Raw genomic sequence first — 25779 nt, 5'->3', positions numbered from 1 at the left:
TCGTTTACGGCCAGCGGGTGGTAGGGCCCGGTCCGGCGCGGTGCGGGCACCGGGCTTCGGTACCCTTTGTGGCCGTGGACACAGCTGAGAAGACCCGTGCTCTCACGGAGAGCGTCGCCCTGAACCCGCTCGATCCCAAGGACCTGTTGCAGACCTTCGGGCTGGTCGGCGTCTGGGTGATCCTCTTCGCCGAGACCGGCCTGCTGGTGGGCTTCTTCTTCCCCGGCGACTCGCTGCTGTTCCTCGCGGGCGTGGCAGCCTCGCCGGTGGCGGACGCCATCTTCGGTGACGGCACCCGGCTCTCGCTGGCCGGTCTGCTGATCGGCGGGCCGATCTGCGCGATCCTCGGCGCCCAGTTGGGGCACTGGCTCGGCGCGCGGTACGGCCGGCGGATGTTCGAGCGGCCCAACTCGCGGCTCTTCAAGAAGGAGTACGTCGAGAAGGCCGAGTACTACTTCCAGAAGTTCGGCCCGGCGAAGGCCGTGGTGCTGGCGCGCTTCATCCCGATCGTGCGGACGTTCCTCAACCCGGTCGCCGGGGCGCTGGGCATGCCGGCTCGGCAGTTCCTGATGTGGAACATCGTCGGCGCGGTGCTCTGGGTGGACGGCATCCTGCTGATCGGCTATCTGCTGGCCGACCGGATCTACAAGGCCATCGGCGACAAGATCGACCACTACATCCTGCCGGTGGTCGCCCTGATCATCCTGATCTCGGTGCTGCCGATCTTCTTCGAGTTCCTGCGTGACCGGCGGGCGCGCAAGCGCGGCGAGGCGGTCGCGGTGGTCGCAGCGGCCAGCGCCGCGGGCGCGGTCGACGCGGTACGCGAGAAGTTCGACCACGACGAGCACCCGCACGACCGTCGGCACCCGGGGCACGGCCAGGAGCGCTGATCCGAGATACGACGACGGCCGGCCCCCTGGTGAGGGGGTCGGCCGTCGGCATGTCAGGCCCGCCCTCCGGCGGTGCGGCCGAGGACGAGCAGGTATCACCTACCGGTGGCGCCACCCCTGGTTCGCCACCGGACACCGCCCCGGCATGGGACGGTGCGCAGCGCCTATGTCAGCGGGCCTTCTTGGTGGCCCGCTTACGCGGCGGGGTCAGCAGGTCGGCGATCGTCGCGATCGCACTCGGGACCAGCCGGTAGTACGCCCAGACACCGCGCTTCTCCCGCTCCAGCAAGCCGGCCTCGGTGAGGATACGCAGGTGGTGACTGACCGTCGGCTGAGAGAGGCCGAGCGGCGCGGTCAAGTCACAGACGCACGCCTCGCCCTCGGGGGCCGACTGGATCAGGCTGAGCAGCCGCAACCGGGCGGGATCCGCAAGGGCCTTGAGGACCCCCGCGAGACGCTCGGCATCGGCACGTTCGATCGGCTCACCGGCAAGCGGCGAGATCTGAGGCATTGTCATTTCGGCCAACGCAGTTCCCACGTATTCCATCCTTCCACCAGCAGCATCGATCCGCCTGCATATCAGCAGATCCGAATCGGCAAACTTTTACGCCACAAGGCCGAGGTCAGCCAACGTATAGGCCGCCCTGTACGGCAATCCGGCGGCTCGCACCGCGTCGCCGGCGCCTCGATCAACAATAACCGCCACGCCCACGACTTCGGCTCCGGCCTCACGAAGCGCCTCGACAGCGGTCAACACACTTCCGCCCGTTGTGGACGTGTCCTCCACCGCCAACACACGGCGGCCGGCCACCTCCGGTCCCTCGATCCGTCGCTGCAGACCGTGCGCCTTGCCCGCCTTCCGCACCACAAAGGCGTCGAGTGCGCGGCCGGTCGGAGCGGCGGCGTGCAGCATCGAGAGCGCGACAGGGTCCGCGCCCAGGGTGAGCCCACCGACGGCCTCGTACTCCCAGTCGGCGGTGAGATCGAGCAGCGCCCGACCGACCAACGGAGCGGCCTGGTGATGGAGCGTGACACGCCGGAGATCGACGTACCAGTCTGCCTCGCGCCCCGAGGAGAGCACGACCCGTCCGTGGACCACAGCCAGGTCGGTAATGAATTTACGCAGGTCGTCGTGGTCCCCCATGGCGATAGAGGTTACTGCGCAAGTCTGAACGGCGTGTGCACGGCCCTCCCTGATCAGCCCCGCGAGGAACCGACGGTTGGCGATGTTCGACTACGCTCAGCGACCGACCCGGAGGCGGTGCGCCAACGCCCGACGACGGAGCTTTCGGCGCGAGCGGGCACCGACGGCTCAGTTCTCGTCGCGACCGATCCGGCTGCGGGTGTCGCGGGCGACCGCCTGGAGCAGCCGGATCGGCGCGTGTCGCAGACCGGCGACCGCCACCTTGTACTTCCAGGCGGGGATGCTTACCAACTTGCCTTTCCGCAGGTCACGTAGGGCTTCGTCGACGACATCCTCGGCTCGCAGCCACAGCCACTCCGGCGTCTTCGACATGTTGATGCCGGCCCGTTCGTGGAATTCGGTGCGGGTGTAGCCGGGGCAGAGAGCCATCACCCGGACACCGAATGGGCGTGCCGACTGGCCGACGGACTCGCTGAAATTGGTGACCCACGCCTTGCTGGCCGAGTAGGTCGATCCGGGCATCACCGCGCCAAACCCTGCAACCGAAGAGACATTTATCACTGCCCCGTCGCGCCGTTCGGTCATCGGCCGAAGCGCCGCCAGGGTCAGTCGCATGACGGCGTGCACGTTGAGCCGGAGCAGCCGTGCCTCGTCCTCCGCTGTGGAGCGCAGGAACGGCTTGTTCAGGCTGATGCCGGCGTTGTTGACGAGCAGGTGGACAGGGCTGTCGGACGTCAGCCGCTGCTCGACGGTCGCGCAGCCGTCGTCGGTGGACAGGTCCGCCGACAACGTCTCCACGGCACGGCCGTGCCGGGAGCCCAGCTCGGCGGCCATCTCGCCCAGTCGGTCAGCATCCCGGGCGACCAGCACCAGATGCCAGCCGTCGGCCGCCAGGCGTCGGGCGAACGCCGCGCCGATGCCGGCGGTGGCGCCGGTGATCAGGGCCCGTCGCTCGGTGGTCGTGGGATCGAGCGTCACGGGCGGGTCCTCACCTGGGCGGGTACGGGGGCACGGCGGACGCCGGCGGGGGCTGGTGCGGTGCGGGCGGAAACGCGGGTGGGGCGGACGGCGCGGTGGGTGACGTGGGGCGGTGTCGACCGAACCAGGCGTTCGCCGCCGGCAGGGTCAGCAGCGTTGCTACCACAAGGTAACCGAGGGCCTGCCCGACCGAAAGCCCGGCGTTGAGCGGGATCCACCAGGACGGGTACGCGTCCGAGATCAGGCCGAGCAGCTCGGCGGTGGCCCGCTCGTCGGCGCCCAGCCGCAGCGGCGCGGCCCGCTCGCCGACGAGCACCGCCACGCTGCAGCAGCCCGCGAGCAGGCCGAGCCCACAGACCACCCAGGTGGCCACCCGCGCGCCACGCCGACCCGTCAGCAGCCCGAGGGCCAGGCCGGCGAGCACGGGCACGGAGAGGGCCGCCACCACCGCGGTCAGCACCGCCGACGCCCGCAGCAGGGTCACCACGTCGTCGATCTGCTGCGGGCTCGCCGAGGTGTCCCGAGCGGCAGCCCGGAACGCGTCCACGGTCCGGCCCAGCACCGCCAGGTCGACGACGGCGTACGCGAGCGCGCCCACCGCCATCACCAGCAGCACGGCCGAGGCCGCCAGGACCACGGCGGGCCGGCGGGGCGGTGCCGATTCGGGGTACGACACGACGGATCCCTCCGGTAGGCGTCGGGTTGCAACCTACTCGGAGGGATCGTCGGCGTCGTGCTTATCCAGCGGTCAACTGGTCGACGGCGGGGTCGGTCCGGGGCGGTCCGCAGGCGGCGTGTCGTCCGGCCGGTCGGTGCCGGACGGGCCCGACGGCGGCGCGGACGGCGGGGTGCCCGGCTGCTCCCACCCGGGTGCCTGGCCCGGCGTCGACGGGTAGCCCGGCTCACCACTCGACGGGTAACTCGGCTCGCCGCTGGACGGGTAGCCCGGCTGGCCGGGAGCCTGCGGGTAACCGGGCTGGCCGGACGCCTGCGGGTAGCCCGGGTAGCTGGTGCCGGGGGTCGGGGGCTCCCAGGCCGCGGCGGGCTTGCGGAAGAACTCGTTCGACTTGGGCAGTGCCAGCAGGATGAGCGCCGCCAGCAGCGCGAGCAGGCTGATCACGCCGAGCGTGATGGTGACCGGGGCGATCCAGGACGGCAGCGCCTCCTCGAGACGGCGCTGGACCTCCTCGCTGCTCGGCATGTCGCCGCCGCTGTTCCCACCGGTGGTGAAGCCGCCGCCCACGCCGTTGAGCACGGTGCCACCCGTGCAGCAGACCATGATGCCGCCGACGATCCAGGTGGTGATGCGCGAACCGTTGCTACCCCGGTTGTTGAAGATGGCCAGCACGGCCAGCACGACCGCGAGCAGGAGCACGAGGATGCCGGCGCCGAGGGCGAACGCGAAGACGAAGTTCGCCACCTGGTCCGCGCCCTCGGCGGTACTGCTCGAGTAGGCGTCGCGGAGCACGTCGCGGGTCTTGCCGATGGTGGAGAGGGTGAGGATGAGACTGATCACCTGGCACGCCAGGAACAGGAAGAGCAGGTAGCTGGAAATCGTCACGGTGGATGGCCGCTGGCGGGCCGGCGTGCTCTGGGATTCGACCACGATTCTCCTTCCCTAGATCGGGCCCACACCGTATCGGCAACCGGCCACTCCGGCATGCCGCGCCGAATGCGGCGGCGCGTCGGGTCGCTCAGCGCCCGTCGTCGGTGGGGCGGATCGCCAGGTCGGCGGGGTCGAGCAGGTCGCCGCGGGCGACCCGCCAGCCCTCTTCGCCGTACGCCTCGAAGGAGAGCCGGGCGTTCGGGCCCGACTGGTAGTCGTGGTAGCGCATCGTCCCGGCCGGCGGCAGGCCGGTCTCGCCGGTGGCGGTGTAGCGGGCCTGCCCGGTCTCGGCCCAGGTGTAGCGCAGCCCGCCGAGGTCGATGGTCGGGGCGCCGGGGGTGACGGTCGCGCCGGGCTCGGCGGTCCAGAGCACCAACTCGAACTCGGGGTCGCCGTCGCCCTCGACGGAGAGCCGGTGTGGCGTGCCGGAGGCGTCGTCGAGGAGGTGCTGCACCCAGCTCCAGTCCCCCTCGACCAGGCGGATGGTGCCGCTCACGACGTACTCCCGCTGGCCGATCCGCACGCGATCACCCGGCGCCAGTCGGTGGGCGCCGCCAAGGGTGGGCCGGGCGGCCGGCGGCACGCCGGTGGGCCGGGCCGCGGCCCGCCGCCGGGCCCGCACGACGAACACGAGCACGAGCACGATGAGTACGACCACCGCCGCCATCAGGTACGCCAGCGACCCGTCCACCCGACCACCTCCCCAGGTACGTCGGCGCAGACGGTAACAACCTCGCGCACCGAATTGAGTCGCGTCGTGACCGAAAGCTCAGCTACCGACGGCAGCCGGGGTGTCGCCGGCCGTGGTCATTGTGGATACCCGGATGCGGGCCGCTCTCCCGTGCCGGGGCGGCCAGCGGTCGGTGTCGGGTGCGCGACCGGCCGGTGCGGCGGCCGGGTCACGCCGCCGCGAGTCGCTGGGTGGCGTAGTCGCCGAGGGTGGAACGCCCCATGACGCAGCCGACGAAGGTGGTGAACTCGGTGGGGTCGTCCCGCAGCGACGTCCACGCCGCTCGGGCCGCCGCCGGATCGGCACGCTCCAGCAGCGTCGCCGCGTACGCCCGGCCGGCGGGTGAACCCTCGGCGAGCAGCCGGTCGAGCTGCCGGCGTACCTCCTCGGGGTGGTCGTCGAGCGCAGCCTCGACGCGCTGGTACGCCTCGGTCACCGGCAAGGTCGCACCGGCGATCCCCACCCCACCGAAAGCAAGCGTGTCGGCGGTGACCAACTCGTCCACGGCCGCACCAAGGTCCCGCTCCCAAGCCTTACGCATCCCGAACATGCCCCAACCCTTTCCCTCCCCGCCCACCTCTCACCCTGTTGATCAAGAGGTTTGCGTCATGAGAAGACGTCCCCATGACGCAAACCTCTTGATCACCGCGGTCAGGCCGGGGTTAGGCCGGGGTTACCGTGAGGGAGTTGGCGCCAGCGTTCAGGTCTACCTTTACCGTGTTGCCGTCTCGGATTGATCCGCTCAGCAGGGCCTTGGCCAACTGGTCGCCGATGGCGGTCTGGACCAGGCGGCGCAGCGGGCGGGCGCCGTAGATCGGGTCGTAGCCGTGCTCGGCCAGCCACTGACGCGCGGACTCGGTGATCTCCAGGCCGAGCCGCCGGTCGGCCAACCGCCGCCGCATCCGGTCCAGCTGGATGTCCACGATGGAGCGCAGATCATCCCCGCGCAGCGCGGCGAAGACCACGATGTCGTCCAGCCGGTTGAGGAACTCCGGCTTGAAGTGCGACCGGACCACGGCCAGGACGCCCTCCCGGCGCTGCTCCTCGGCCAGTGTCAGGTCGCTGATCACCGACGACCCGAGGTTGGAGGTGAGGATCAGGATCGCGTTGCGGAAGTCCACCGTGCGGCCCTGGCCATCGGTGAGTCGACCGTCGTCGAGCACCTGGAGCAGCACGTCGAAGACGTCCGGGTGGGCCTTCTCCACCTCGTCCAGCAGGATCACCGAGTACGGCCGCCGGCGCACCGCCTCGGTGAGCTGCCCGCCCTCCTCGTAGCCGACGTACCCGGGCGGGGCACCGACCAGGCGAGCCACCGAGTGCTTCTCGCCGTACTCGCTCATGTCGATGCGGACCATCGCCCGCTCGTCGTCGAAGAGGAACTCGGCGAGCGCCTTGGCCAGCTCCGTCTTGCCGACACCGGTCGGGCCGAGGAAGAGGAAGCTGCCCGTCGGGCGGTCCGGGTCGGCGACACCGGCCCGTGCCCGGCGTACGGCGTCGGACACCGCGCTCACGGCCTCGGCCTGGCCGACCACCCGGCCGCCCAGCGACTCCTCCATCCGCAGCAGCTTTGCCGTCTCGCCTTCGAGCAGGCGGCCGGCCGGAATGCCGGTCCACGAGGCGACCACCGCGGCGATGTCGTCCGCGCCGACCTCCTCCTTGAGCATCGCGCCGTCGGCCTGGAGCTGGGCCAGCTCCTCCTCGGCCTGCTTCAGCTCGACCTTGAGGGCGGGGATGCGGCCGTAGCGCAGCTCGGCGGCACGCTCCAGCTCCCCGTCCCGCTCGGCCCGCTCGGCCTCGCCGCCCAGGCGCTCCAGCTCCTCCTTGGCGGTGGAGAGCTTGGTGATGTGGCTCTTTTCGGTCTGCCAGCGCTCGGAGAGCACGGTGAGCTGCTCGCGCTTGTCGGCCAACTCCTGGCGCAGCCGCGCCAACCGCTCGGCGGACGCGGCGTCCGGCTCCTTGGCCAGCGCCATCTCCTCGATCTCCAGCCGGCGCACCGCCCGCTCGATCTCGTCCACCTCGACCGGTCGGGAGTCGATCTCCATCCGCAGCCGGGACGCGGACTCGTCGACCAGGTCGATCGCCTTGTCCGGCAGGAACCGGTCGGTGATGTACCGGTCGGAGAGCGTCGCGGCGGCGACCAGCGCGGCGTCGGTGATCCGGACGCCGTGGTGCACCTCGTAGCGCTCCTTGAGCCCGCGCAGGATGCCGATGGTGTCTTCGATGGTCGGCTCGCCGACAAGCACCGGCTGGAAGCGCCGCTCCAGCGCCGGGTCCTTCTCGATGTGTTCGCGGTACTCGTCCAGCGTGGTGGCACCGACCATCCGCAGCTCACCGCGGGCCAGCATCGGCTTGAGCATGTTGCCGGCGTCCATCGAGCCCTCGCCCTTGCCGGCGCCGACGACGGTGTGCAGCTCGTCGAGGAACGTGATGACCTGCCCGTTGGAGTTCTTGATCTCCTCCAGGACGGACTTCAGCCGCTCCTCGAACTGGCCCCGGTACTGGGCGCCGGCGACCATCGCGCCGAGGTCCAGCGAGACCAGTTTCTTGTCGCGCAGCGACTCGGGGACGTCGCCGGCCACGATCCGCTGGGCGAGGCCCTCGACGATCGCGGTCTTGCCGACGCCGGGCTCGCCGATCAGCACCGGGTTGTTCTTCGTACGACGGGAGAGCACCTGGATGACCCGGCGGATCTCCGAGTCCCGGCCGATCACCGGGTCGATCTTGCCGTCGCGAGCGCTGGCGGTCAGGTCGACGCCGTACTTGCTGAGGGCCTGGTAGGTCTGCTCCGGGTCGGCGGTGGTGACCCGCCGGTCTCCGCCCCGAACGGTCGGGAAGGCGGCGACCAGGGCCTCCTCGGTGGCGCCGGCCGACTTCAGCGCGGCGGACACCGCGCCGCCCACCCGGGCCAAACCGGCGAGCAGGTGTTCGGTGGAGGTGTACTCGTCGCCCAGCGGCCGCGCGATCTGCTCGGCGGCGCCGATGGCGTTGACGAACTCCCGGGCCAGCGTGGGCTCGGCGAGGCTGGAGCCCCGCGCGGCCGGCAGGGCGTCGACCGCCCGCTGGGCGGCCCGGCGCAGCTCGGCGGGGTCGGCCCCGACGGCGCGCAGCAGGCCGGCGGCGGTCGAGCCGTCGGTGTCCAGCAGGGACAGCAGGAGGTGCCAGGGCTCGACGGTGGCGTGGCCACGCTGGTTGGCCAGCGCGACGGCGCCGGTGATGGCCTCGCGGCTCTTGGTGGTGAGTTTCTCGGTGTTCATGGGCTCCCCCGGATCGGCGTTGTCCACTGGGTTGGACACAACCAGAGTTGAGCGTATTCCGCTCAACCTTACCGCTGTGACGGCCATCACTCCCGGTGCCGCCACCGCCAGTCGAACTCGCCGGCCGCCGGGGGCGGGCCGGGCAGCGGGTCGGCGTCCGGCGTCGTCGACAGGCCGCCGAGCAGCACCGCGAGCTGCCGGCGGCGTAGCTGGCGGGTCCGCTCCGCATCGGGTACGCGCACCGCCGCGCACGCCTCCAGCACCAGCCCCAGGTCCTGTACGACCACGTCGGGGCGCAGTCGCCCACTGGCGTGCGCCCGTTCGACGAGCGCGGTGGCCAGCTCGCTGGCGCGCAGCGCGTCCCGGCCCATCTCCTCGGTCGGCGTGAAGGTGCCGGCCAGGTGGACGGTGAGCGAGTGCACGTCGGCGTCGACCACCGCGGCCAGGAACCCGGCGAACGCGGTCCAGTCGTCCGGCTCGGCGAGCGCCTCCTCGGCCACGGCGATGTAGCGGCGCAACCCGTCGTGGCAGAGCTGGCGCAGCAGGGCCTCCTTGCCCGCGTACCGCCGATAGAGCGCGCTGATGCCGACGCCCGCGCGGTCCGCGACGGCGGCGATCGGCGCCTTCGGGTCGTCGAGGAAGACGGCGCGGGCGGCTTCGAGGATCACCTCGTCGTTGCGGGCGGCCTGGGCGCGGCGGCCGGCCAGGGCCTTGGGAGACGTCGTCGACATGGACCAGAGACTAGCACTGGAACGGATCGTTCCGGTCTGCTACTGTATTGCAGAACGAAACATTCCGTTCCGGAGGAGTTCGAGATGACCGCGATCCGTCCGTTCCGCGTCGAGATCCCGCAGAGCGCCATCGACGACCTGGCCGCCCGCCTGGGCCGCACGATCTGGCCCGCCGAGCTGCCCGGCGTCGGCGACGCGTACGGGATGAGCGGCGACCGGGTCCGCGCGCTCGCCGACCGGTGGCGGGACGGGTTCGACTGGCGGGCCGTCGAGGCCCGGCTGAACGCCCACCCGCAGTTCGTCACGGAGATCGACGGCGAACAGATCCACTTCCTGCACGTCCGGTCGTCCCGGCCGGACGCCACCGCCCTGGTGCTCACCCACGGCTGGCCGGGCTCGGTGCTGGAATACCTGGACGTGATCGGCCCGCTCACCGAGCCGAGCGACCCGGCGGCGCCGGCCTTCCACCTGGTCATCCCGTCGCTGCCCGGCTTCGGGTTCTCCGGCCCCACCCGCAGCGCCGGCTGGAACCGCTTCCGCACCGCCCGCGCCTGGGCCGAGCTGATGAACCGACTGGGGTACGACAGCTACGGCGCGGTCGGCAACGACGCCGGCTCGGTGGTCGCGCCGGAGCTGGGCCGGATCGACGCCGAGCACGTCCTCGGCGTGCACGTCACGCAACTCTTCTCGTTCCCGTCCGGCGACCCGGCCGAGTTCGCCGGGCTGTCCGAGGCGGACCAGGCGGCGCTCGGGCACCTCCAGTGGTTCTACGAGAACAAGTTCTCCTTCAACCAGGTGCACAGCCAGCAACCGCAGACCCTGGCGTACGGGCTGGCCGACTCGCCCGTCGGCCTGCTGGCCTGGAACGCCCAACTCTTCGACGAGAGCCTCGACGACGACTTCGTCCTGGCCAACGTGGCGCTCTACTGGTTCACCGGCACGGCCGCCTCGGCGATCCGCTTCTACTGGGAGGACGCGCACGCCGATCCGCAGCCGTCCGAGCCGACCACGGCACCGACGGCGCTGGCCATGTTCCCCGGCGACTTTCAGTCCATCCGCCGCTTCGCCGAACGGGACCACGCGAACATCGTCCGCTGGACGGCGTACGAGACGGACGTCGCGGGACGCGGCGACGTCGGCGGCCACTACGCCGCTCACCAGGCCACCGATGCCCTGGTCGGCGACATCCGCGAATTCTTCGCCACCCTCCGCTGACCGCGCCGGTAGATCGACTCGACTTCCTGGAAATCGGGGTATCCGGGCTACCGGGACACCCCGACATCGCCGAAACCGAGTCGATCAACCCGCTGTCAGCCGCCGGCCCGCCGGGGGAGGCGGGCGGTGCAGGGCGTCTCATGGTCGGCCCGGAGCACGCAGCGACGACCACCGTCCAGCCGCCGGTCACAGAAGACCCAGTGCCGAATCCCTTGATCGTCCTCGGTGGAGACGGTGATCCCGCCGAGGTCGATCCGGGCGAGGAAGGCCAGCGACCGTCCGGCGGTCCGACCCAACATCTTCGCGCGCGCCAGATCGGGCGCCGAGATCGGCAGATGAATGACGAACCGCCCGGTCATCAGTGTCGTACCAGGTCAGACATGGCTGGCAAACCTCTCTCGCAGCGGATCGCTGGCACGGCCGGTCACCCGAGGGGAGCGCACGGCCGTGCCAGCGGCGACACGGACGACCCGGCCGAGGAGGCCGGTTGCCTACCAGGCTTTCCGCTCCCGAGCGTCCGCGAGGTCAACATACAATGCAAAGCATTGCAAGACAACCAGTAACAATGCTTAGCACGCGAAGTGTTGGCCGACCGGCCGACCGCATGGGAGGATCTTGGGGCCTACCAGGAGTTGCCCCATGCCCCGAGTTTCCGACCGTCAACGCATCGCGCAGGACATCCGCGACAAGATCCGCTCTGGCGAATACTCGCCCGGCGACAAGTTGCCCTCGCTGCGCGAGATGACCGCGCACTACGGCGTGTCCGCCGAGCCCGTCCGGTCGGCCCTGCTGATCCTGCAGGCCGAGGGCCTGATCGAGGGACACCAGGGCAAGGGCACTTACGTCGCCGAGCCGAGGTAGATCGACACGAGATCGCTGATCTGGGGGTGTCCCGCCGCCTGGGATACCGCGGTATCGGCGATCTCGTGTTGATCATGGCTGGGCGGGGGACGTGGCTTCCAAGATCTGCCGTCTGTTCACCTAGCGGTAGCCTGGGCGGGTGCGAGTACGTGTCGAGCAGACCGCCTTACCGGGGATCGGGGTACGCCACGATCTGGTGACGGAGTCCGGACGCCGCCTGGGCGTGGTCTCCCACCGCAATGGCCGCCGTGATCTTGTCCTCTACGACCCGGACGATCCCGACTCCTGCCAGGCGGACATTCCGCTGACCGACGACGAGGCGGAGGCGCTGGCCGACATCCTCGGCGCGTCGCTGATGCTCGGCCAGCTCTCCGGGCTGCGCGAGCAGGCTGCCGGTCTGCTCACCGAGCAGATCGCCATCCCGGCCGGTTCGCGGTACGTCAACCGGATGCTCGGCGACACCAAGGCGCGCACCCGCACCAGCGCCTCGATCGTGGCGGTGCTGCGCGATGGCACGGTGAACGTGTCGCCCGAGCCCCACTTCCGCTTCGCGGCCGGTGACGTGGTGGTCGTCGTCGGGACCCGTCAGGGTCTCGACGGCGTGTCCGCCATCCTCGCCGACAGTGACCCGGACGGCTGAGGCGGATGCACGATCTCACCACGCTGCTCATCGAAGTCGGCGCGCTCCTGCTGCTGCTCGGGCTCCTCGGCCGGCTCAGCCGACGCATCGGCCTCTCTCCCATCCCCCTCTACCTGCTCGCCGGGCTCGCGTTCGGGCACGGCGGGCTGCTGCCGCTGGACGCCAGTGAGGAATTCTTCGCGGTCGGCGCCGAGATCGGCGTGATCCTGCTGCTGGTGATGCTCGGCCTCGAGTACTCGGCCAACGAGCTCGTCGGCAACCTGCGCTCGGCAGCACCGGCCGGCCTGATCGACGGGCTGCTCAACGCCCTGCCCGGCGCCATCTTCGCCCTGCTGCTCGGCTGGGACTGGGTGGCCGCCCTGGTGCTCGGCGGCATCACCTGGGTCTCCTCGTCGGGCGTGATCGCCAAGGTCCTCGCCGACCTGGGTCGGCTCGGTAACCGGGAGACCCCGGTGATCCTCTCGGTGCTGGTCATCGAGGACCTGGCGATGGCGCTCTACCTGCCCCTGGTCACCGCCGTGCTGCTAGGCAGCGGCCTGGTCGGCGGCGGGATCGCGCTCACCGTCGCGGTGGGTACGGTGCTGATCGTTCTGGTGGTCGCCATCCGGTACGGCCACCTGATCTCGTCCGCCCTGTCGGCGAAGGACCCGGAGGCGCTGCTGCTCGGCGTACTCGGCCTGACGTTGCTGATCGCGGGCATCGCGGCGAAGCTGCAGGTGTCGGCGGCGGTCGGCGCGTTCCTGGTCGGCATCGCCCTCTCCGGCCCGGTGGCCCACCACGCCACCGAGCTGCTCTCCCCACTGCGGGACCTGTTCGCCGCGGTGTTCTTCGTCTTCTTCGGCCTGACCACCAGCCCGCAGGACATCCCGCCGGTGCTGCTGCCGGCGCTCGCCCTGGCCGTGGTCACCATGGGCACGAAGACGCTCACCGGCTACCTGGCGGCCCGCCGGGTCGGCATCGCCGAACCCGGTCGCTGGCGGGCCGGTCTGGCCCTCGTACCCCGGGGTGAGTTCTCGATCGTCATCGCCGGGCTCGCGGTCGCGGCCGGCAGCGTCGAGCCGCGGTTGGCCGCGCTCGCCGCGACGTACGTCCTGATCACCGTGGTGACCGGGCCGATCCTGGCCCGGCTGCCCGACTTCCCGTGGTTCAAGCGGTGGTTGCGCAACCGCGCGGCGGCCCAGCGGCGGGAGCCGGTGCCGATCCACGACTGACGTTCAGCGCCGCTGCCGTGCCCTTGTCGGCGCGGCAGCGGCGCTGGCCAGGACACCCGAACGGCCGTTCGGGCCAGGCCGGCCGACGGATGCCGAATTGCTCCCTGCGGGTACTACCGCAGCACTCGACGGCGGGTTACCGTTTCGCCCCAGCAGCCACGGTCCGCAGGCAGCGTTGCCAGACGCGGGCGAGAGCGGAAGGTTGGCCGGTGAGCGTGCAGGAGTCGACGTTCCACGGTTTTGCCAACCCCGTCGATCCGACGCCGGCGGAGTTGCGAGCTTGGGCGTTCCAGCCCGATTCGGTGCCGTTGTCCTCCATGCCACCCGACTGGGACCTCCTGGTCTCCGGCGACCGCCTGGTGCTGACGCTCTTCGAGCTGGCGATGGACGCGACCTGCCCCGCGCGGCGCTTCGCGCTGCACTGCCTCTACATCTACGCCGCGGACGGCATCCGGACGAACTTTCGTGCCCATCCCAAGCGCCGCTTCCGCAAGCTGGTCGAGCAGGCCGAGCGCGACGGCGACGAGCTGATGAGGATCTGGGCGCACAACGGCCGCGTCCTGCTGGCCCGGCCGGACCTCTTCGTCTACCGGGACTGGTGCGAGGGCGGCCTGGTCCGCGAAAACCGCCGCCTCGGCTGAGGCCGGGCAACAACCGCAAGCAAGCAGGGCGAACGGGCCGGGACCCCCCGTGGGTCCCGGCCCGCACGTCGGTCACCGGATCAGTCCTGCTTGCGCTCGGTCTCGGCTCGGGCCGGGTCGACGCCGTGGTCGTCCTGGTCGGCGAACCGTCCCTCCTTGATCCGGTCGCGAAAGGTTGCCTCGGTGACCTTGTCGAACTTCTCGCGGACGGTGTCGGCCAGACTTTCCAACCGCTCCTCCGTCTGCTGAGCGAGGCTCTTCGCCTGCTCCGTCATCGCTCCCCCAACCGCGCCGATAGGCCCGAATTAAGGCGATAGGACCCGTATCGACAGGCTAACGGAAACGGCCTGGTCCGCGCCGGAAAATCCGGCGCGGGCCAGGCCGAGGAGCAGGGTCAGCGGTCGGGTGTACGGCGGGGACGCCAGACCACCAGCGCGGTGGACGTGCGGTTGGTCGGCACCAGATCCCGGCCCGGGAAACGGGCCAGTGACTCCAGCTCGGCCACCCGGCGGTACGCGGCGTCCAGCTCCGCCTCCAGCCGTGCGACCCGCTGCTGCGCCTGCTCCAGCAACCGCTCCAGCCCGATGATCCGCTTGACGCCGGCCAGGTTGATCCCGTCGTCCTGGCTGAGCCGCTGCACCTCGCGCAGCAGCACCACGTCCCGGACGCTGTATCGACGGCCACCGCCGGCAGCCCGGCCGGGCTGCACCAGCCCCAGCCGGTCGTACTGGCGCAGGGTCTGCGGGTGCATCCCCGCCATCCGTGCCGCCACCGAGATCATGAGCACCTTGGCCTCGTAGGCAGGGTCACCCGAACCGAGGAACTCGCCCGACATCCCGCTCACCTCCGCGTCCATCCCACCGGACTATCCGACCCGACGCACCCGGGCGTCGAGATGTTCCCGCGCCGCCGGCGGACTCTGCTCGGCGAACGCCTCCAGCGCCGCCCGCGCTTCGTCCGACAGACGGGCCGGCACCACCACATCCAGGGTGACCAGCAGGTCACCGGCCTGCCCGTCGCGACGGACCACACCCTTGCCCCGGGCCCGCAGCACCCGCCCGCTGGGCGTGCCGGGCGGTACCCGCAGCGTCACCGCGCCGTCGAGCGTGGGCACCCGCAGGTCCGTGCCGAGCACGGCCTCCGCGTAGGTCACCGGCACGGTCAACGTCAGGTCGTCTCCGGTACGCCCGAACAGCTCGTCCGGCCGGACCTTGACGTGCACGAACAGGTCGCCGGCCGGGCCACCACGCTCACCGGGCTCACCGCGCCCGGCCAGCCTGATGCGCTGGCCGTCGGCCACACCGGCCGGGAAGCGCACGTTCATCGTGCGGGTCTTGGTGACCCCGCCGCTGCCGTGGCACTCCGGGCACTTCTCCTCCACCACGGTGCCGACGCCCTGGCAGTTGCCGCACGGCTCGGAGAAGCTGAACGACCCCTGGTTGCGGGTCGTGACCCCGGCGCCGTGGCAGACCGGGCAGGTACGCGGTTGGGTGCCGGGCTTGGCGCCGTTGCCGTGGCAGGTGTCGCAGACGCCGGGGGCGCGCAACGTCAGCGGCAGGGTCACCCCGCGCACCGCGTCGCCGAAGTCCAGAGCCACCTCGGTCTCCACGTCCCGGCCGCGGGCGGGACCACGCGGAGCGGCCTGCCCACCGGCCTGCCCGCCCGAGAAGATCGAGCTGAACAGGTCCTGGAAGCCGGCCCCGCCGAAGCGGCGGTCACCGCCACCGGCGGCACCACCGCCGAACAGGTCGGAGACGTCGAACGGCATGCCGCCCGGCTGGCCGCCCGCCCGGGCGTTGCGCCGGAACGCGCCCGAGCTGAACAGCGAACGCATCTCGTCGTACTCCCGGCGACGGCCGGCGTCCGACAACACGTTGTACGCCTCGGACACGGCCTTGAACCGCTCCTCGGCCTTCGGGTCGCCCGGATTGTGGTCCGGGTGCGATTCCCGGGCCAGCTTGCGGTACGCCTTCTTGATGTCATCCGCGGAGGCGGCCTTGTCCACGCCGAGCACGGCGTAGAAGTCCTTCTCGAGCCAGTCCTTCGAACTCACCGGTCCACCACCTCCTTCCGACCGTCGTGGCCCGGCCGTCCCGTCCACCGCTGTGCGGGGGACGGGACGGCCCAGTCACTGTCTCGCACTATTCCGGATCCGCGACCGCGACCAGCGCGGGGCGCAGCAGCCGCTCACCGAGCTGGTAGCCGCGCCGCATGACCTGCACGCAGGTCGGCTCGCTGACCTCGGCCGAGGTCTGGTGCGCGACCGCCTCGTGCCGGGTCGGGTCGAACGGTTCGCCCTGCTCGCCGAAGGCGTTCAGGCCGAACTTGCCCAGCGCGGTGGTGAGCTGTTCCGCCACCGTTCCGAACGGCCCGACCAGGTCGCCGTGTTCCCGGGCCCGGTCCAGGTCGTCGAGGATCGGCAGCAGCGCGGCCAGCACCGAGCCGGTCGCCTGCTCCTGGACCAGGCTGCGGTCCCGGTCGACCCGCTTGCGGTAGTTGGCGTACTCCGCCGACACCCGCTGCAGGTCCCTGGTCCGTTCGTCCAGCTCGGCCCGGAGCGCCTCCAGCTCGGCGCCGAGCGACGTGCCACCGCCGTCCACCGGCTGCGCCGGGGCGTCCACCACCGGCGGGCCGGACGGCTCCGGCCCGTCGGTGGAGTTGACCTCGGCCTCGATCTCGTCGACCACGATCTCGGCGTCCTCGACCAGGCCCTCGGCGGGTACGTCGCTGCCCGCGTCCGTGGCGGTGCCCGCCGGCTCCGACGTGTCGGTGAGCTTGCGGTTGTTGCGGATGACGACCCGCTCCCCGTCGCCGGTGGCCGGCTCCGTGGGCGCGGAGCCACCCGGCGTCGACCCGGTGTCGCCCGGGTCGGCGGCTCGTGGCTTCTGCGTCATGCGGCTACCTCATCCCCTTCGCCGTGGATACGTGTCGGAGGCCGATGGTCACTTCTTGCCGTCCTCGTCCACGATCTCGGCGTCGACCACGTCGTCGGCGCCACCGGCGGCGCCGGCCTGCGGACCGGTCGCACCGGTCGCACCCGGGCCGGCCTCGCCGCCCGGCTGCTGGCCCTGCTCGGCCTGCTGGGAGTAGAGCAGCGAACCGGCCTGCTGGGAGACCTGCGCCAGCTTCTCGTGGGCGGACTTGATCTTCTCGATGTCCTGACCGCCCAGGGCACCCCGGAGCTCACCGAGCGCCTCGTTGAGCTGCTCCCGGTTCTCGCTGGGCAGCTTGTCGCCGCTCTCGGCGAGGAACTTCTCGGTCTGCCACTGGAGCGCCTCGGCCACGTTGCGGGTCTCGGCGTCGTCGCGGCGGCGCTTGTCCTCCTCCGCGTGCTCCTCGGCGTCCCGGCGCATCCGCTCGATGTCGTCCTTCGGCAGCGAGGAGCCGCCGGTGATCGTCATCTTCTGTTCCTTGCCGGTGCCCAGGTCCTTGGCGTGCACGTTGACGATGCCGTTGGCGTCGATGTCGAAGGCGACCTCGATCTGCGGCACGCCGCGCGGCGCCGGCGGGAGGCCGGTCAGCTCGAAGGTGCCGAGCTTCTTGTTGTACGCCGCGATCTCCCGCTCACCCTGGAACACCTGGATCAGCACCGACGGCTGGTTGTCGTCCGCCGTGGTGAAGACCTCGGAGCGCTTGGTCGGGATGGTGGTGTTGCGCTCGATGAGCTTGGTGAAGATGCCGCCCTTGGTCTCGATGCCCAGGCTCAGCGGGGTCACGTCGAGCAGCAGGACGTCCTTGACCTCACCCTTGAGCACACCGGCCTGCAGGGCGGCGCCGACGGCGACGACCTCGTCCGGGTTGACGCCCTTGTTGGGGTCGCGGCCGGTGAGCTGCTTGACCAGGTCGGTCACGGCGGGCATCCGGGTCGAACCACCGACGAGGATGACGTGCTCGACGTCGGAGATCTTGATCCCGGCGTCCTTCACGGCCTGCTCGAACGGGCCCTTGCAGCGGTCCAGCAGGTCCTGCGTCATCCGCTGGAACTCGGCGCGGCTGAGCGTCACGTCGAGGTGCAGCGGGCCGGCCGCGCCGGCGGTGATGTACGGCAGGTTGATGTTGGTCGTGGTGGCGGCGGACAGCTCGATCTTGGCCTTCTCGGCGGCCTCACGGAGGCGCTGGAGGGCCATCTTGTCCTGGCTGAGGTCGATGCCGTGCTCGCCGCGGAACGTCTTGACCAGGTGGTCGATGATCCGCTGGTCCCAGTCGTCGCCACCGAGGTGGTTGTCACCGCTGGTCGACTTGACCTCGATGACGCCCTCGGCGAGCTCCAGCAGCGACACGTCGAAGGTGCCGCCGCCGAGGTCGAAGACCAGGACGGTCTGCTCCTTGGAGCCCTTGTCCAGCCCGTACGCCAGGGCGGCCGCGGTCGGCTCGTTGACGATCCGCAGCACGTTGAAGCCGGCGATCTCACCGGCCTCCTTGGTGGCCTGGCGCTGGCTGTCGTTGAAGTAGGCCGGGACGGTGATCACCGCGTCGGTGATCTGCTCGCCCAGGTACGCCTCGGCGTCCCGCTTGAGCTTCATCAGCGTCCGGGCCGAGATCTCCTGCGGGGTGTACTTCTTGCCGTCGATGTCGACGGACCAGTTCGTGCCGACCTCGCGCTTGACCGAGCGGATCGTCCGGTCCGGGTTGGTCACCGCCTGGCGCTTGGCGACCTCACCGACGAGCACCTCGCCGTTGCGGGCGAACGCGACGATCGACGGGGTCGTCCGCGAGCCCTCAGCGTTGGCGATGACGGTGGGCTCACCGCCCTCGAGAACGCTGACGCAGGAGTTCGTCGTGCCGAGGTCGATACCGACCGCACGTGCCATCTTCGCTTCCTCACTTCGTAAGGTTGTGCAGGTGGCGGGCATCGCCCGCGACTGCTCGGCGGGCACCGCCCGCAGCGGACCCCACCACAAGTTGAGTGAACTGGACTCAATAGTGCCACGCGCTGGCGAATCGTCAAGTTGAGTTGAGCCGACCCGACGCAACCCAGCCGTTATTACCGTCCGGTTGTCTTCCCTTGCATCGGTCGGGCACGCTTTAGCGGTGACGACGCACGGCGATTCCGCCACCCGTTCCGGCGCGCCCGCCGTCGCAGCCCGCACCGGCCCGCCGGACGCCGCGGAGGAGCCGCCCGCCACCACCGGGGACGACAGCCTCCCCGGCGCGCTGTCGGGCCTGAAGGCCGCGATCGGCGCGACCCGCTATCCGCTCGCCCTGCCCTCCGCCAAGGCCGCCCGGCAGACCGCGAGCGCCCTCACCGACCAGCTCGACGACTACCTGCTGCCCCGGCTCGCCCGACTGGACGCCCCGCTGCTCGTGGTGGTCGGCGGTTCCACCGGCGCGGGCAAGTCGACCCTGGTCAACAGCCTGGTCAAGGCCCGGGTCAGCGCCGCCGGTGTGCTACGGCCCACCACCCGCTCCCCGGTGCTTGTCTGCAACCCGGCCGACGCGTCCTGGTTCCGGCAGGGCGACCTGCTGCCCGGGCTGACCCGCACCACCGAGCCGAGCGACGATCCACGCTCCCTGCACCTGGTCACCGCCCCCGCTCTGCCGCCGGGTCTGGCCTTCCTCGACGCACCGGACATCGACTCCGTCGTCGACGCCAACCGGGCGCTCGCGAGCCAACTGCTCGCCGCCGCCGACCTCTGGCTCTTCGTCACCACCGCCGCCCGGTACGCCGACGCGGTGCCGTGGGAGCTGCTGCGCAGCGCGCGGGCCCGGGGTGCCGTGATCGCCATGGTGCTCGACCGGGTGCCCGCCGAGGCCAGCGACGAGATCGCCGCGCACCTGGCCGAGATGCTCGCCGCGCAGGATCTGGGCCGGGCGCCGCTGTTCGTCCTCCCGGAGACCTGGGTCGACGGTCAGGGGCTGCTGCCCGAGGGGGTCACGGCGCCGCTGGCCGACTGGTTCGCCCGGCTGGCCGCCGACGCCGACGCCCGCGCGGCGGTGGTCCGGCAGACCCTGGACGGCGCGCTGGCCGCCCTGCACCCCGCCGTCGAGGAGCTGGCCGACGCGGCCGACGAGCAGGTCACCGCCGCCGACGGGCTGGACGAACGGGTCCGGGCCGCGTACCGGGGTGCCGAGCGGACCGTCGAGCAGGGTCTGCAGGACGGTCGACTGCTCCGCGGTGAGGTGCTGGCCCGCTGGCAGGAGTTCGTCGGCACCGGCGAGTTCTTCCGCACGCTGGAGGCCCGCATCGGGCGACTCCGCGACCGGGTGGTGGCCGCCGTCACCGGCCGGCCCGCGCCGGCCGCCGAGCTGCGCAACGCCATCGAGTCGCAGCTCGTCACCCTGCTGCGGGGCGTCGCGTCCGAGGCCGCCGAATCCGCGTACACCGGGTGGAAGGCACACCCGGCGGGAGCGGACCTGCTCGAGCCGGGGCTCGCCCACCCGAGCGACGACCTGCCCGAACGCGCCGAACGGATGGTCCGGGACTGGCAACGCGGCGTGCTGGAGCTGGTCCGGGTCGAGGGCGGCGACAAGCGGTTCGTGGCCCGCACCGCCGCGTACGCGGTGAACGCCACCGGGTTGGCCGTGATGATCGCCGTGTTCGCCTCGACCGCGTTCATCCCCACCGGGCTGGAGTTGGCCACCGGGGCCGGTACGACGGTCGCCGCGCAGGCTGTCCTCCAGGCGATCTTCGGCGACCAGGCGGTGCGTACCCTCGCCGCGAAGGCCCGGGTCGACCTGGTGGCGCGGGTCCGGACGCTGCTGGACGCGGAGGCGGACCGCTTCCTGACCCGCACCGCCGAAGCCCGACCCGCCGAGGCGGCCGGTGACGCGCTGCGGCGGGCCGCCGGCCGGGTCGAGCTGGCCCGGCACCGCAGCGGCCTGGCCACCGGCGACGGCACCCTGCCGGTCGGCGACGAGGAGGGTTCGCGGTGACCAACATCGCCGGCCGGGTACGCGAGGCGTTCCGCGGCGACCAGCGGGTCGACCCCGACGCGCTGATCGCCCGCCTGGAGGCCGTACGCCGATTCCTGACCGCCGTCGACGGCCTGCTGCCGGACTCCGAGTTGGTGCCCGCGCACACCCTGGTCGAACGGGCCGGCACCCGGCTCGCCCTGTCCCGCGATCACACCGTGGTGGCCCTCGCCGGCGCCACCGGCAGCGGCAAGTCCAGCCTGTTCAACGCGCTGGCCCAGCTGGAACTCTCCCCGGTCGGGGTTCGCCGGCCGACCACCGGCGTGACGCACGCGTGCGTGTGGGGGCCGCTGGAGGGCGCCAACCGGCTGCTCGACTGGACCGGGGTGCTGCCCCGGCACCGCTTCGTTCGGGAGAGCGCGCTCGACGCGGACGACGAGACGGCGCTGCACGGGCTGATCCTGCTCGACCTGCCCGACTTCGACTCGGTGCAGCGGTCCCACCGGCTGGAGGTGGACCGGCTGCTCGGCCTGGTCGACCAGGTGGTCTGGGTGGTCGATCCGCAGAAGTACGCCGACCGGGTCATCCACGACAGCTACCTGCGCGAGTTCCACCGGCACCGCGACGTCACCCTGGTCGTGCTCAACCAGGCCGACCGGCTGCCACCGACCGAGCTGCCCCGCGTCCTGGACGACCTGCGCCGGCTGCTCGACTCCGACGGGCTGACCGGCGTGCCACTGCTCGCCACCACCGCCATCGACCCGGCCGGGATGGTCGGGCTGCGTACCGCGCTGGAGCGTACGGTCGCCGAGCGGCAGGCCGCCCTGCGTCGGTTGGCCGGCGACGTCGACTCGGTCGTCGCCGGCCTGGACGAGCTGGTCGGCTCGGCCCGGCCGGCCGGTGGCCCGGACGGAACGGCCGTCGCCGCGCTGAACCGGGCGCTGGCCGGCACGGCCGGTGTGCCGGCGGTGACCGAGGCGGTGGAGCAGGCGTACCGGCATCGGGCCGGCGCGGCCACCGGCTGGCCGGTGGTGCGGGGCTGGCGTCGGCTCCGACCCGACCCGCTGCGCCGGCTGCACCTGCCCGGCCCGACCGGCGGCGCAGCCGACCCGGCCGAGAGCCTGGTCGCGGCGACCTCGGTGCCCGATCCGACCGCCACCCAACGCTCGGCGCTCGGCCTGGCGATCCGCGCGGTGGCCGACCGGGCTGCCGCCGACCTGCCCGCCGCCTGGCCGGCGGCGGTCACCTCCGCCGCCCGGTCCCGCCTGGGCGACCTGCCGGACGCGCTGGACCGGACGATCGCCGGCACCGACCTCGGCCTGGGCCGGCGACCGCTCTGGTGGCGGGTCGTCGGCGGTGTGCAGTGGCTGGTCACCCTGGCCGCCGTGGTCGGGTTGGGCTGGCTGGTGCTCGGCTACGCGCTGCGGGCGCTCGGCCTGCCCGCGCTGGACAACCCGATGGTCGGCCAGGTGCCGCTGCCCACCCTGCTGCTGCTCGGCGGCCTGCTGGCCGGGCTGCTGGTGGCGGCGGTGACCCGCCCGGTGGTGCGCTGGGCCGCCCGGCGGGCCCGCGCCCGCGCCGAGCAGCGCCTGACGGCCAAGGTCGCCGACGTCGGCGCGGAGTACGTGCTCGCCCCGGTGCGGATCGTGCTGGCCTCCTACGCGCAGGCACGCGACGCGCTGCGGGACGCCGCCCGCCGCTGACGCCGCTTGGTACGCCCCGACCGGCGTAGGGTCGGAGCATGGCCACGCCTCAGACCCCTTACGACGCGGTGCTGCACGCCGCACGCGACGTGACCAAGCTGGAGTCCGCCCTCGACGCCGAGATGCTCGGCAGCGCGCTGCTGGGCAGTGTCTACGCGATCGCGGAGACCGACCGCGACACCGCCGTGCGGGAGTTCGTCACCGGGTTCCTCGCCGCCACCGCCCGCCGCCGGATCGCGGCGGCGACCACCATCCGGCAGGTCTTCGCCACGCTCGTCCCGACCGCCGAGGGCACCGAGCGGGTGCGTCCGGGCAGCCAGGCGCCCGCCTGGTCCGGGCAGCTCGGCCGGGTGCACCTGACCGGCAGCTGGGCGTACGGCGACGTGTACGGCGACCAGACCTCCTACCTCGCCACCTTCGCGTACGACGACGCGGCCGGTGGCCCGGAGCACGCCCTGGTGGCCCTGGTCGACCACAACATCGGGATCACCAAGGACATCTTCGTCGGCGGGCCGGCGGAGCGGATCCTGGACCAGGTCCGGCAGATGTGCGCCGACGACGAGCTGACCTGGTTCCGCACCGAGGACCCGTCCCGGCTGCGGGGCGAGGTGGCCCGGCACCTCTCGGTCACCGACGACCTGACCGAGCTGCCCGGCGAGGGTTCGCTCTCCACCGACCGCGCGCTGGTCGGCGCCCGGCTGGCGCTACTCCCCACGGCAGCCGACCCGACCGGCCCGGCGGAGGTCGAGCCGCTGTCCGCCGCCGAGCGCACCGACCTGGTCCGGCGGTTCCTGGCGGCGCCGGAGGCCGCCCGGTTCGGGCTCGACAGCGTCGACGGCCCGGAACTCGCCTCGCTGCACTTCTGCCTGAGCCTGCTGCTGGACCACTCGGCGAGTTTCCCGGACGCCGACCCGATGCGCTGGAGCCCGGCCGTGGCCGGGCTCTTCCTGCTCGACTGGGTGCACCGCCGCGCCGTGCTGGACATGGACGACGCGGCGATGCTGCCCCGGGTGCTGCGCGCCTGGGCCCGGTACGCGTCGCGCCAGCGCGGGCTGCCCGAGGCGGCCGCGACACGCACCGACGAGGCGATCGAGGAGATGGTGCCGGAGTTCGCCCGGCTCTACTCCACCGGCGAGCGGCGCAGCCCGGCCACGGCCGCGGTCGCGCAACTGATGGCCGACGGCGTGGACCCGGACGACCCGGCCGCGCTGGACGCCTGGATCGAGGCGAACCGGCACCGCCTCGCCGACGACGGCGCCTGACGGCCGCCGGGCGGGCGGCACCACGCCGCCCGCCCGGCGACGGTCGCTCAGCGCAGCAGACCGAAGACGACCGCGGCGATCAGCGCGCCGAGCACACCGCCGGCGAGCACCTGCGAGACGGTGTGATCCCGCAGGCGTACGCGGGACCAGCCGACCACGGCCAACAGCGGCGCGGCGACGAGGAACCCGCGCCCGAAGGTCAGCGCCAGGATGACCAGGGTGCCGGCGGAGACCGCCGAGTGGATCGACATCTTCCACCAGTGGCTCACCGACACGGCGACCACCAGTCCGACCAGCCCGGCCACCGCCAACGCCAGCAACGGCCGGGGCGCGCCGAGGACGACGAGCAGGGCGAGCCCGGCGGCGACCGAGCCGAGGCCGACCAGCAGCGGCACCCGGCGCTGCTCCCGACGGCCGATGTGGTGGTCGGTGAGCCGACCGCGGCGGACCCCGCCGACGATGTAGGCGAACGGGATGCCGGTGACGAAGAGCGTCGCGAGCAGACCCCAGAGCAGGCCGCGGGCACTGCCCCGAGTGCTGTGCCAGCTCACGGCGACCATCAGCAGCGACACCAGCACGGCCGGGGCGGTCAGCTCGGTGACCAGTCGGGCGACCCGCAGCCCTGGACCGGGCCGGGCGGCGACCGGGCGGGGTTCCACACCGCCGCCCACGCCACCCCCTCCGGTACGCGCCTACCGCCGACCACCGCCGTCTCGGCGACGTCTGCTCGTCACCGTACCGCCGGGGACTGGGTGGGACGCGTGGGTCCGGCCGGCGACGGACGCCCGGTTGGCGTCGCCGGGTCGGCCGACGTGGGCGGCGTGACCGGCGGTCGCGCGGTGACCGACGACGGCATCCGGGAGGTCGGCGCGCGCGGCGACGGTGGGGTGGTCGGCTCGGGCCGGGTGGTCGGCGGGCCGGGCATGGTCGACGGGCCAGGGGTGGCCGACGGGCCAGGGGTGGCCGACGGGCCGGGCGTGGCCGACGGCGGGGATGTGCTGGCGGGTGCGGGGAGGGTGCTGGTGGGGACGGCGGTGGCGGTCGACGAACCGGTCGCGGTGGGTGTCGCCGAGTCGGTCGGCGTCGGGCTCGGCGGGGGCGTTTCGGTCGGGTCCGGGTCCGGTGACCCGGTCGGCGCCGGCGACGGCGACGGGCTGGTCGGGTGCGGGGGCGGCGGTGCGGCCGGCGGGGCGCTCCGGGTGGGTCGCGGCGCCGGTGGCGCGGGCACCATCCGACGGGCGGGCAGCCGGTCGTCGGCCGTCGGGCCGGACCACGACTCGTCCGGGAGACGCCAGGGAGCGGCGGGCACCCAGTCAGCGGTCGCGGTCGGGCCGGCGCTGGGTGTGCCCGGTGCCGGCAACGCGAGCGGCGGCGGCTGACTGGTCACCGGCATCGGGATGACCACCGGCCCGACCGACGGGGTCGGGATGAACGGGGTGCTGGTGTCAGGTAGCGCGCTGCTGCCCGGGGTGGCCGAGCCCGCGCTGACCGCGGCGAGGACCGGCATCGACGCGGTGCCGGCCAACAGTGCGACGGTGAGCAGGTAACCCCGGGAGGGCCCGCCCGCGCCGGGTGCCCGGTGTGACCCGATCACCCGGCGGTAGCCGCCTGGCGACCGGTGGCGTCCGAGCATGGGTGTGCCGGGACCGTCACCTGGCTCGTCCACCGCACACCCCTTGTCGTCGCCGTCCGAGGCACGCCGGGGGCGTTCACCGGTGGGAATCCGGCTAATCACCCGATCGGCATGTTCCTGCGGTAATCAGCCTCACCCAGTCACCCTCCGTCAGCCAACATCCACCGCGTGTCGACACGCGGCACTGCCCGAACGGTGACGAATCATCACCGGATTGCCCGGTGGACGCAGCGCGGCACGATGGCGACAAAGGACATCAAACCGTGGGCGGTCGGAATGCAAGGCGGGCGTACTGTGGGCGCGCTCACCTGCTCTGCGAATATGGAGCACGACGGCAACGCAGCCGTGACCTCCGCGCACCCTCGCGGCAGGCGCGGCCCGGCGCCGGCGCTCCCGAACCGGGTTCGGCCAGAACCCGGCTCACGCCG

General features: G+C 72.2%; 27 protein-coding genes. 11 read left to right on the top strand and 16 right to left on the bottom strand.

The features are described from left to right. Positions 1 to 68 precede the first annotated feature (68 nt). Positions 69 to 890 (top strand): DedA family protein, encoded by an 822-nt coding sequence (locus ABZT87_RS06460; protein WP_354860239.1) that lies wholly within the window; start codon positions 69 to 71, stop codon positions 888 to 890. Positions 891 to 1059: 169 nt separating this feature from the next. Here the strand turns inward: ABZT87_RS06460 and ABZT87_RS06455 are convergent, their stop codons facing one another. The 9 genes from ABZT87_RS06455 to ABZT87_RS06415 all read right to left on the bottom strand — a co-directional run bounded on the left by ABZT87_RS06455 (position 1060) and on the right by ABZT87_RS06415 (position 9333). Then, on the bottom strand, positions 1060 to 1437 hold the full coding sequence (locus ABZT87_RS06455) for a metalloregulator ArsR/SmtB family transcription factor (protein WP_007454255.1): 378 nt from the start codon (positions 1435 to 1437) through the stop codon (positions 1060 to 1062). A 57-nt stretch (positions 1438 to 1494) separates the two neighbouring features. After that, positions 1495 to 2034 (bottom strand): orotate phosphoribosyltransferase, encoded by a 540-nt coding sequence (gene pyrE, locus ABZT87_RS06450; protein ID WP_007454251.1) that lies wholly within the window; start codon positions 2032 to 2034, stop codon positions 1495 to 1497. A gap of 168 nt (positions 2035 to 2202) precedes the next feature. Then, on the bottom strand, positions 2203 to 3012 hold the full coding sequence (locus tag ABZT87_RS06445) for an SDR family oxidoreductase (protein WP_354860233.1): 810 nt from the start codon (positions 3010 to 3012) through the stop codon (positions 2203 to 2205). 10 nt (positions 3013 to 3022) lie between these two features. After that, positions 3023 to 3688, bottom strand: a complete 666-nt coding sequence (locus ABZT87_RS06440) for a hypothetical protein (protein WP_355134046.1) — start codon at positions 3686 to 3688, stop codon at positions 3023 to 3025. Between the two features lie 72 nt (positions 3689 to 3760). Continuing rightward, complete coding sequence (locus ABZT87_RS06435) at positions 3761 to 4618, bottom strand: hypothetical protein (RefSeq protein ID WP_355134044.1); 858 nt, start codon at positions 4616 to 4618, stop codon at positions 3761 to 3763. 88 nt (positions 4619 to 4706) lie between these two features. Then, positions 4707 to 5309, bottom strand: coding sequence for a DUF4178 domain-containing protein (locus ABZT87_RS06430; protein WP_355134042.1), 603 nt, complete (start codon positions 5307 to 5309; stop codon positions 4707 to 4709). 208 nt (positions 5310 to 5517) lie between these two features. Then, the gene (locus tag ABZT87_RS06425; RefSeq protein ID WP_354860222.1) at positions 5518 to 5898 is read right to left on the bottom strand and encodes a hypothetical protein; all 381 of its coding nucleotides are present in this window, start codon (positions 5896 to 5898) and stop codon (positions 5518 to 5520) included. Positions 5899 to 6010: 112 nt separating this feature from the next. After that, a complete protein-coding gene (clpB, locus tag ABZT87_RS06420) occupies positions 6011 to 8602 on the bottom strand; it encodes an ATP-dependent chaperone ClpB (RefSeq protein ID WP_355134590.1) in 2592 nt (863 codons plus the stop codon). Positions 8603 to 8688: 86 nt separating this feature from the next. Further along, positions 8689 to 9333 carry a helix-turn-helix domain-containing protein gene (locus ABZT87_RS06415; protein WP_355134040.1) on the bottom strand — a complete coding sequence of 215 codons (645 nt, stop codon included), beginning with the start codon at positions 9331 to 9333 and terminating at the stop codon, positions 8689 to 8691. 84 nt (positions 9334 to 9417) lie between these two features. On the opposite strand from ABZT87_RS06415, the gene ABZT87_RS06410 reads away from it, so the two are divergent. Next, positions 9418 to 10548: an epoxide hydrolase gene (locus ABZT87_RS06410; RefSeq protein ID WP_355134038.1), complete on the top strand. Its 1131-nt coding sequence runs from the start codon at positions 9418 to 9420 to the stop codon at positions 10546 to 10548. Positions 10549 to 10643: 95 nt separating this feature from the next. On the opposite strand, the gene ABZT87_RS06405 is transcribed toward ABZT87_RS06410, so the two are convergent. Then, positions 10644 to 10907, bottom strand: coding sequence for a hypothetical protein (locus ABZT87_RS06405; RefSeq protein WP_355134036.1), 264 nt, complete (start codon positions 10905 to 10907; stop codon positions 10644 to 10646). A gap of 280 nt (positions 10908 to 11187) precedes the next feature. Here ABZT87_RS06405 and ABZT87_RS06400 point away from each other — a divergent pair, with 280 nt between their 5' ends. The 4 genes from ABZT87_RS06400 (at position 11188) to ABZT87_RS06385 (ending at position 13901) form a co-directional block, all read left to right on the top strand. Then, positions 11188 to 11409 carry a winged helix-turn-helix domain-containing protein gene (locus ABZT87_RS06400; RefSeq protein WP_355134034.1) on the top strand — a complete coding sequence of 74 codons (222 nt, stop codon included), beginning with the start codon at positions 11188 to 11190 and terminating at the stop codon, positions 11407 to 11409. 139 nt (positions 11410 to 11548) lie between these two features. Next, complete coding sequence (locus tag ABZT87_RS06395; protein WP_355134032.1) at positions 11549 to 12049, top strand: TrkA C-terminal domain-containing protein; 501 nt, start codon at positions 11549 to 11551, stop codon at positions 12047 to 12049. Positions 12050 to 12054: 5 nt separating this feature from the next. Beyond that, positions 12055 to 13260 (top strand): cation:proton antiporter, encoded by a 1206-nt coding sequence (locus ABZT87_RS06390; protein ID WP_354860212.1) that lies wholly within the window; start codon positions 12055 to 12057, stop codon positions 13258 to 13260. 209 nt (positions 13261 to 13469) lie between these two features. Then, positions 13470 to 13901 (top strand): hypothetical protein, encoded by a 432-nt coding sequence (locus ABZT87_RS06385; protein WP_354860209.1) that lies wholly within the window; start codon positions 13470 to 13472, stop codon positions 13899 to 13901. Between the two features lie 80 nt (positions 13902 to 13981). Here ABZT87_RS06385 and ABZT87_RS06380 read toward each other — a convergent pair whose 3' ends face one another. The 5 genes from ABZT87_RS06380 to dnaK all read right to left on the bottom strand — a co-directional run bounded on the left by ABZT87_RS06380 (position 13982) and on the right by dnaK (position 18712). Continuing rightward, positions 13982 to 14176 carry a hypothetical protein gene (locus ABZT87_RS06380; protein WP_354860207.1) on the bottom strand — a complete coding sequence of 65 codons (195 nt, stop codon included), beginning with the start codon at positions 14174 to 14176 and terminating at the stop codon, positions 13982 to 13984. Positions 14177 to 14295: 119 nt separating this feature from the next. Next, a complete protein-coding gene (locus tag ABZT87_RS06375) occupies positions 14296 to 14736 on the bottom strand; it encodes a helix-turn-helix transcriptional regulator (protein ID WP_030332087.1) in 441 nt (146 codons plus the stop codon). A gap of 30 nt (positions 14737 to 14766) precedes the next feature. Then, on the bottom strand, positions 14767 to 15954 hold the full coding sequence (gene dnaJ / locus ABZT87_RS06370; protein WP_354860205.1) for a molecular chaperone DnaJ: 1188 nt from the start codon (positions 15952 to 15954) through the stop codon (positions 14767 to 14769). Between the two features lie 88 nt (positions 15955 to 16042). After that, the gene (gene grpE, locus ABZT87_RS06365) at positions 16043 to 16795 is read right to left on the bottom strand and encodes a nucleotide exchange factor GrpE (protein WP_354860203.1); all 753 of its coding nucleotides are present in this window, start codon (positions 16793 to 16795) and stop codon (positions 16043 to 16045) included. Between the two features lie 48 nt (positions 16796 to 16843). Further along, positions 16844 to 18712 carry a molecular chaperone DnaK gene (gene dnaK, locus ABZT87_RS06360; protein WP_355134030.1) on the bottom strand — a complete coding sequence of 623 codons (1869 nt, stop codon included), beginning with the start codon at positions 18710 to 18712 and terminating at the stop codon, positions 16844 to 16846. Positions 18713 to 18932: 220 nt separating this feature from the next. On the opposite strand from dnaK, the gene ABZT87_RS06355 reads away from it, so the two are divergent. Genes ABZT87_RS06355 through ABZT87_RS06345 form a run of 3 tightly spaced genes read left to right on the top strand, consistent with a single transcriptional unit; the run spans position 18933 to position 23718 of the window. Then, positions 18933 to 20774, top strand: a complete 1842-nt coding sequence (locus ABZT87_RS06355; RefSeq protein WP_355064598.1) for an ABC transporter — start codon at positions 18933 to 18935, stop codon at positions 20772 to 20774. Beyond that, a complete protein-coding gene (locus ABZT87_RS06350; protein WP_355064596.1) occupies positions 20771 to 22456 on the top strand; it encodes a GTPase in 1686 nt (561 codons plus the stop codon). Before ABZT87_RS06355 ends, ABZT87_RS06350 begins: the two co-directional genes overlap by 4 nt. 38 nt (positions 22457 to 22494) lie before the next feature. Beyond that, positions 22495 to 23718 carry a hypothetical protein gene (locus ABZT87_RS06345; RefSeq protein WP_354860191.1) on the top strand — a complete coding sequence of 408 codons (1224 nt, stop codon included), beginning with the start codon at positions 22495 to 22497 and terminating at the stop codon, positions 23716 to 23718. 47 nt (positions 23719 to 23765) lie between these two features. On the opposite strand, the gene ABZT87_RS06340 is transcribed toward ABZT87_RS06345, so the two are convergent. After that, a complete protein-coding gene (locus ABZT87_RS06340) occupies positions 23766 to 24389 on the bottom strand; it encodes a phosphatase PAP2 family protein (RefSeq protein WP_355134028.1) in 624 nt (207 codons plus the stop codon). Positions 24390 to 24539: 150 nt separating this feature from the next. Between ABZT87_RS06340 and ABZT87_RS06335 the strand changes: the two genes are divergently transcribed. Together ABZT87_RS06335 and ABZT87_RS06330 are read left to right on the top strand one after the other, a co-directional pair. After that, positions 24540 to 25097 carry a hypothetical protein gene (locus ABZT87_RS06335; RefSeq protein ID WP_355134026.1) on the top strand — a complete coding sequence of 186 codons (558 nt, stop codon included), beginning with the start codon at positions 24540 to 24542 and terminating at the stop codon, positions 25095 to 25097. Between the two features lie 18 nt (positions 25098 to 25115). Next, a complete protein-coding gene (locus ABZT87_RS06330) occupies positions 25116 to 25265 on the top strand; it encodes a hypothetical protein (RefSeq protein ID WP_354863004.1) in 150 nt (49 codons plus the stop codon). The last annotated feature ends 514 nt before the right edge of the window (positions 25266 to 25779 follow it).

Origin of the sequence: Micromonospora sp. NPDC005237 (assembly GCF_040607775.1) — a bacterium.
In the GTDB taxonomy this organism is placed as follows: Bacteria; Actinomycetota; Actinomycetes; order Mycobacteriales; family Micromonosporaceae; genus Micromonospora.
Note: the sequence above shows the minus strand (reverse complement) of the source record. Positions and strands in the feature narration are given on the sequence as shown.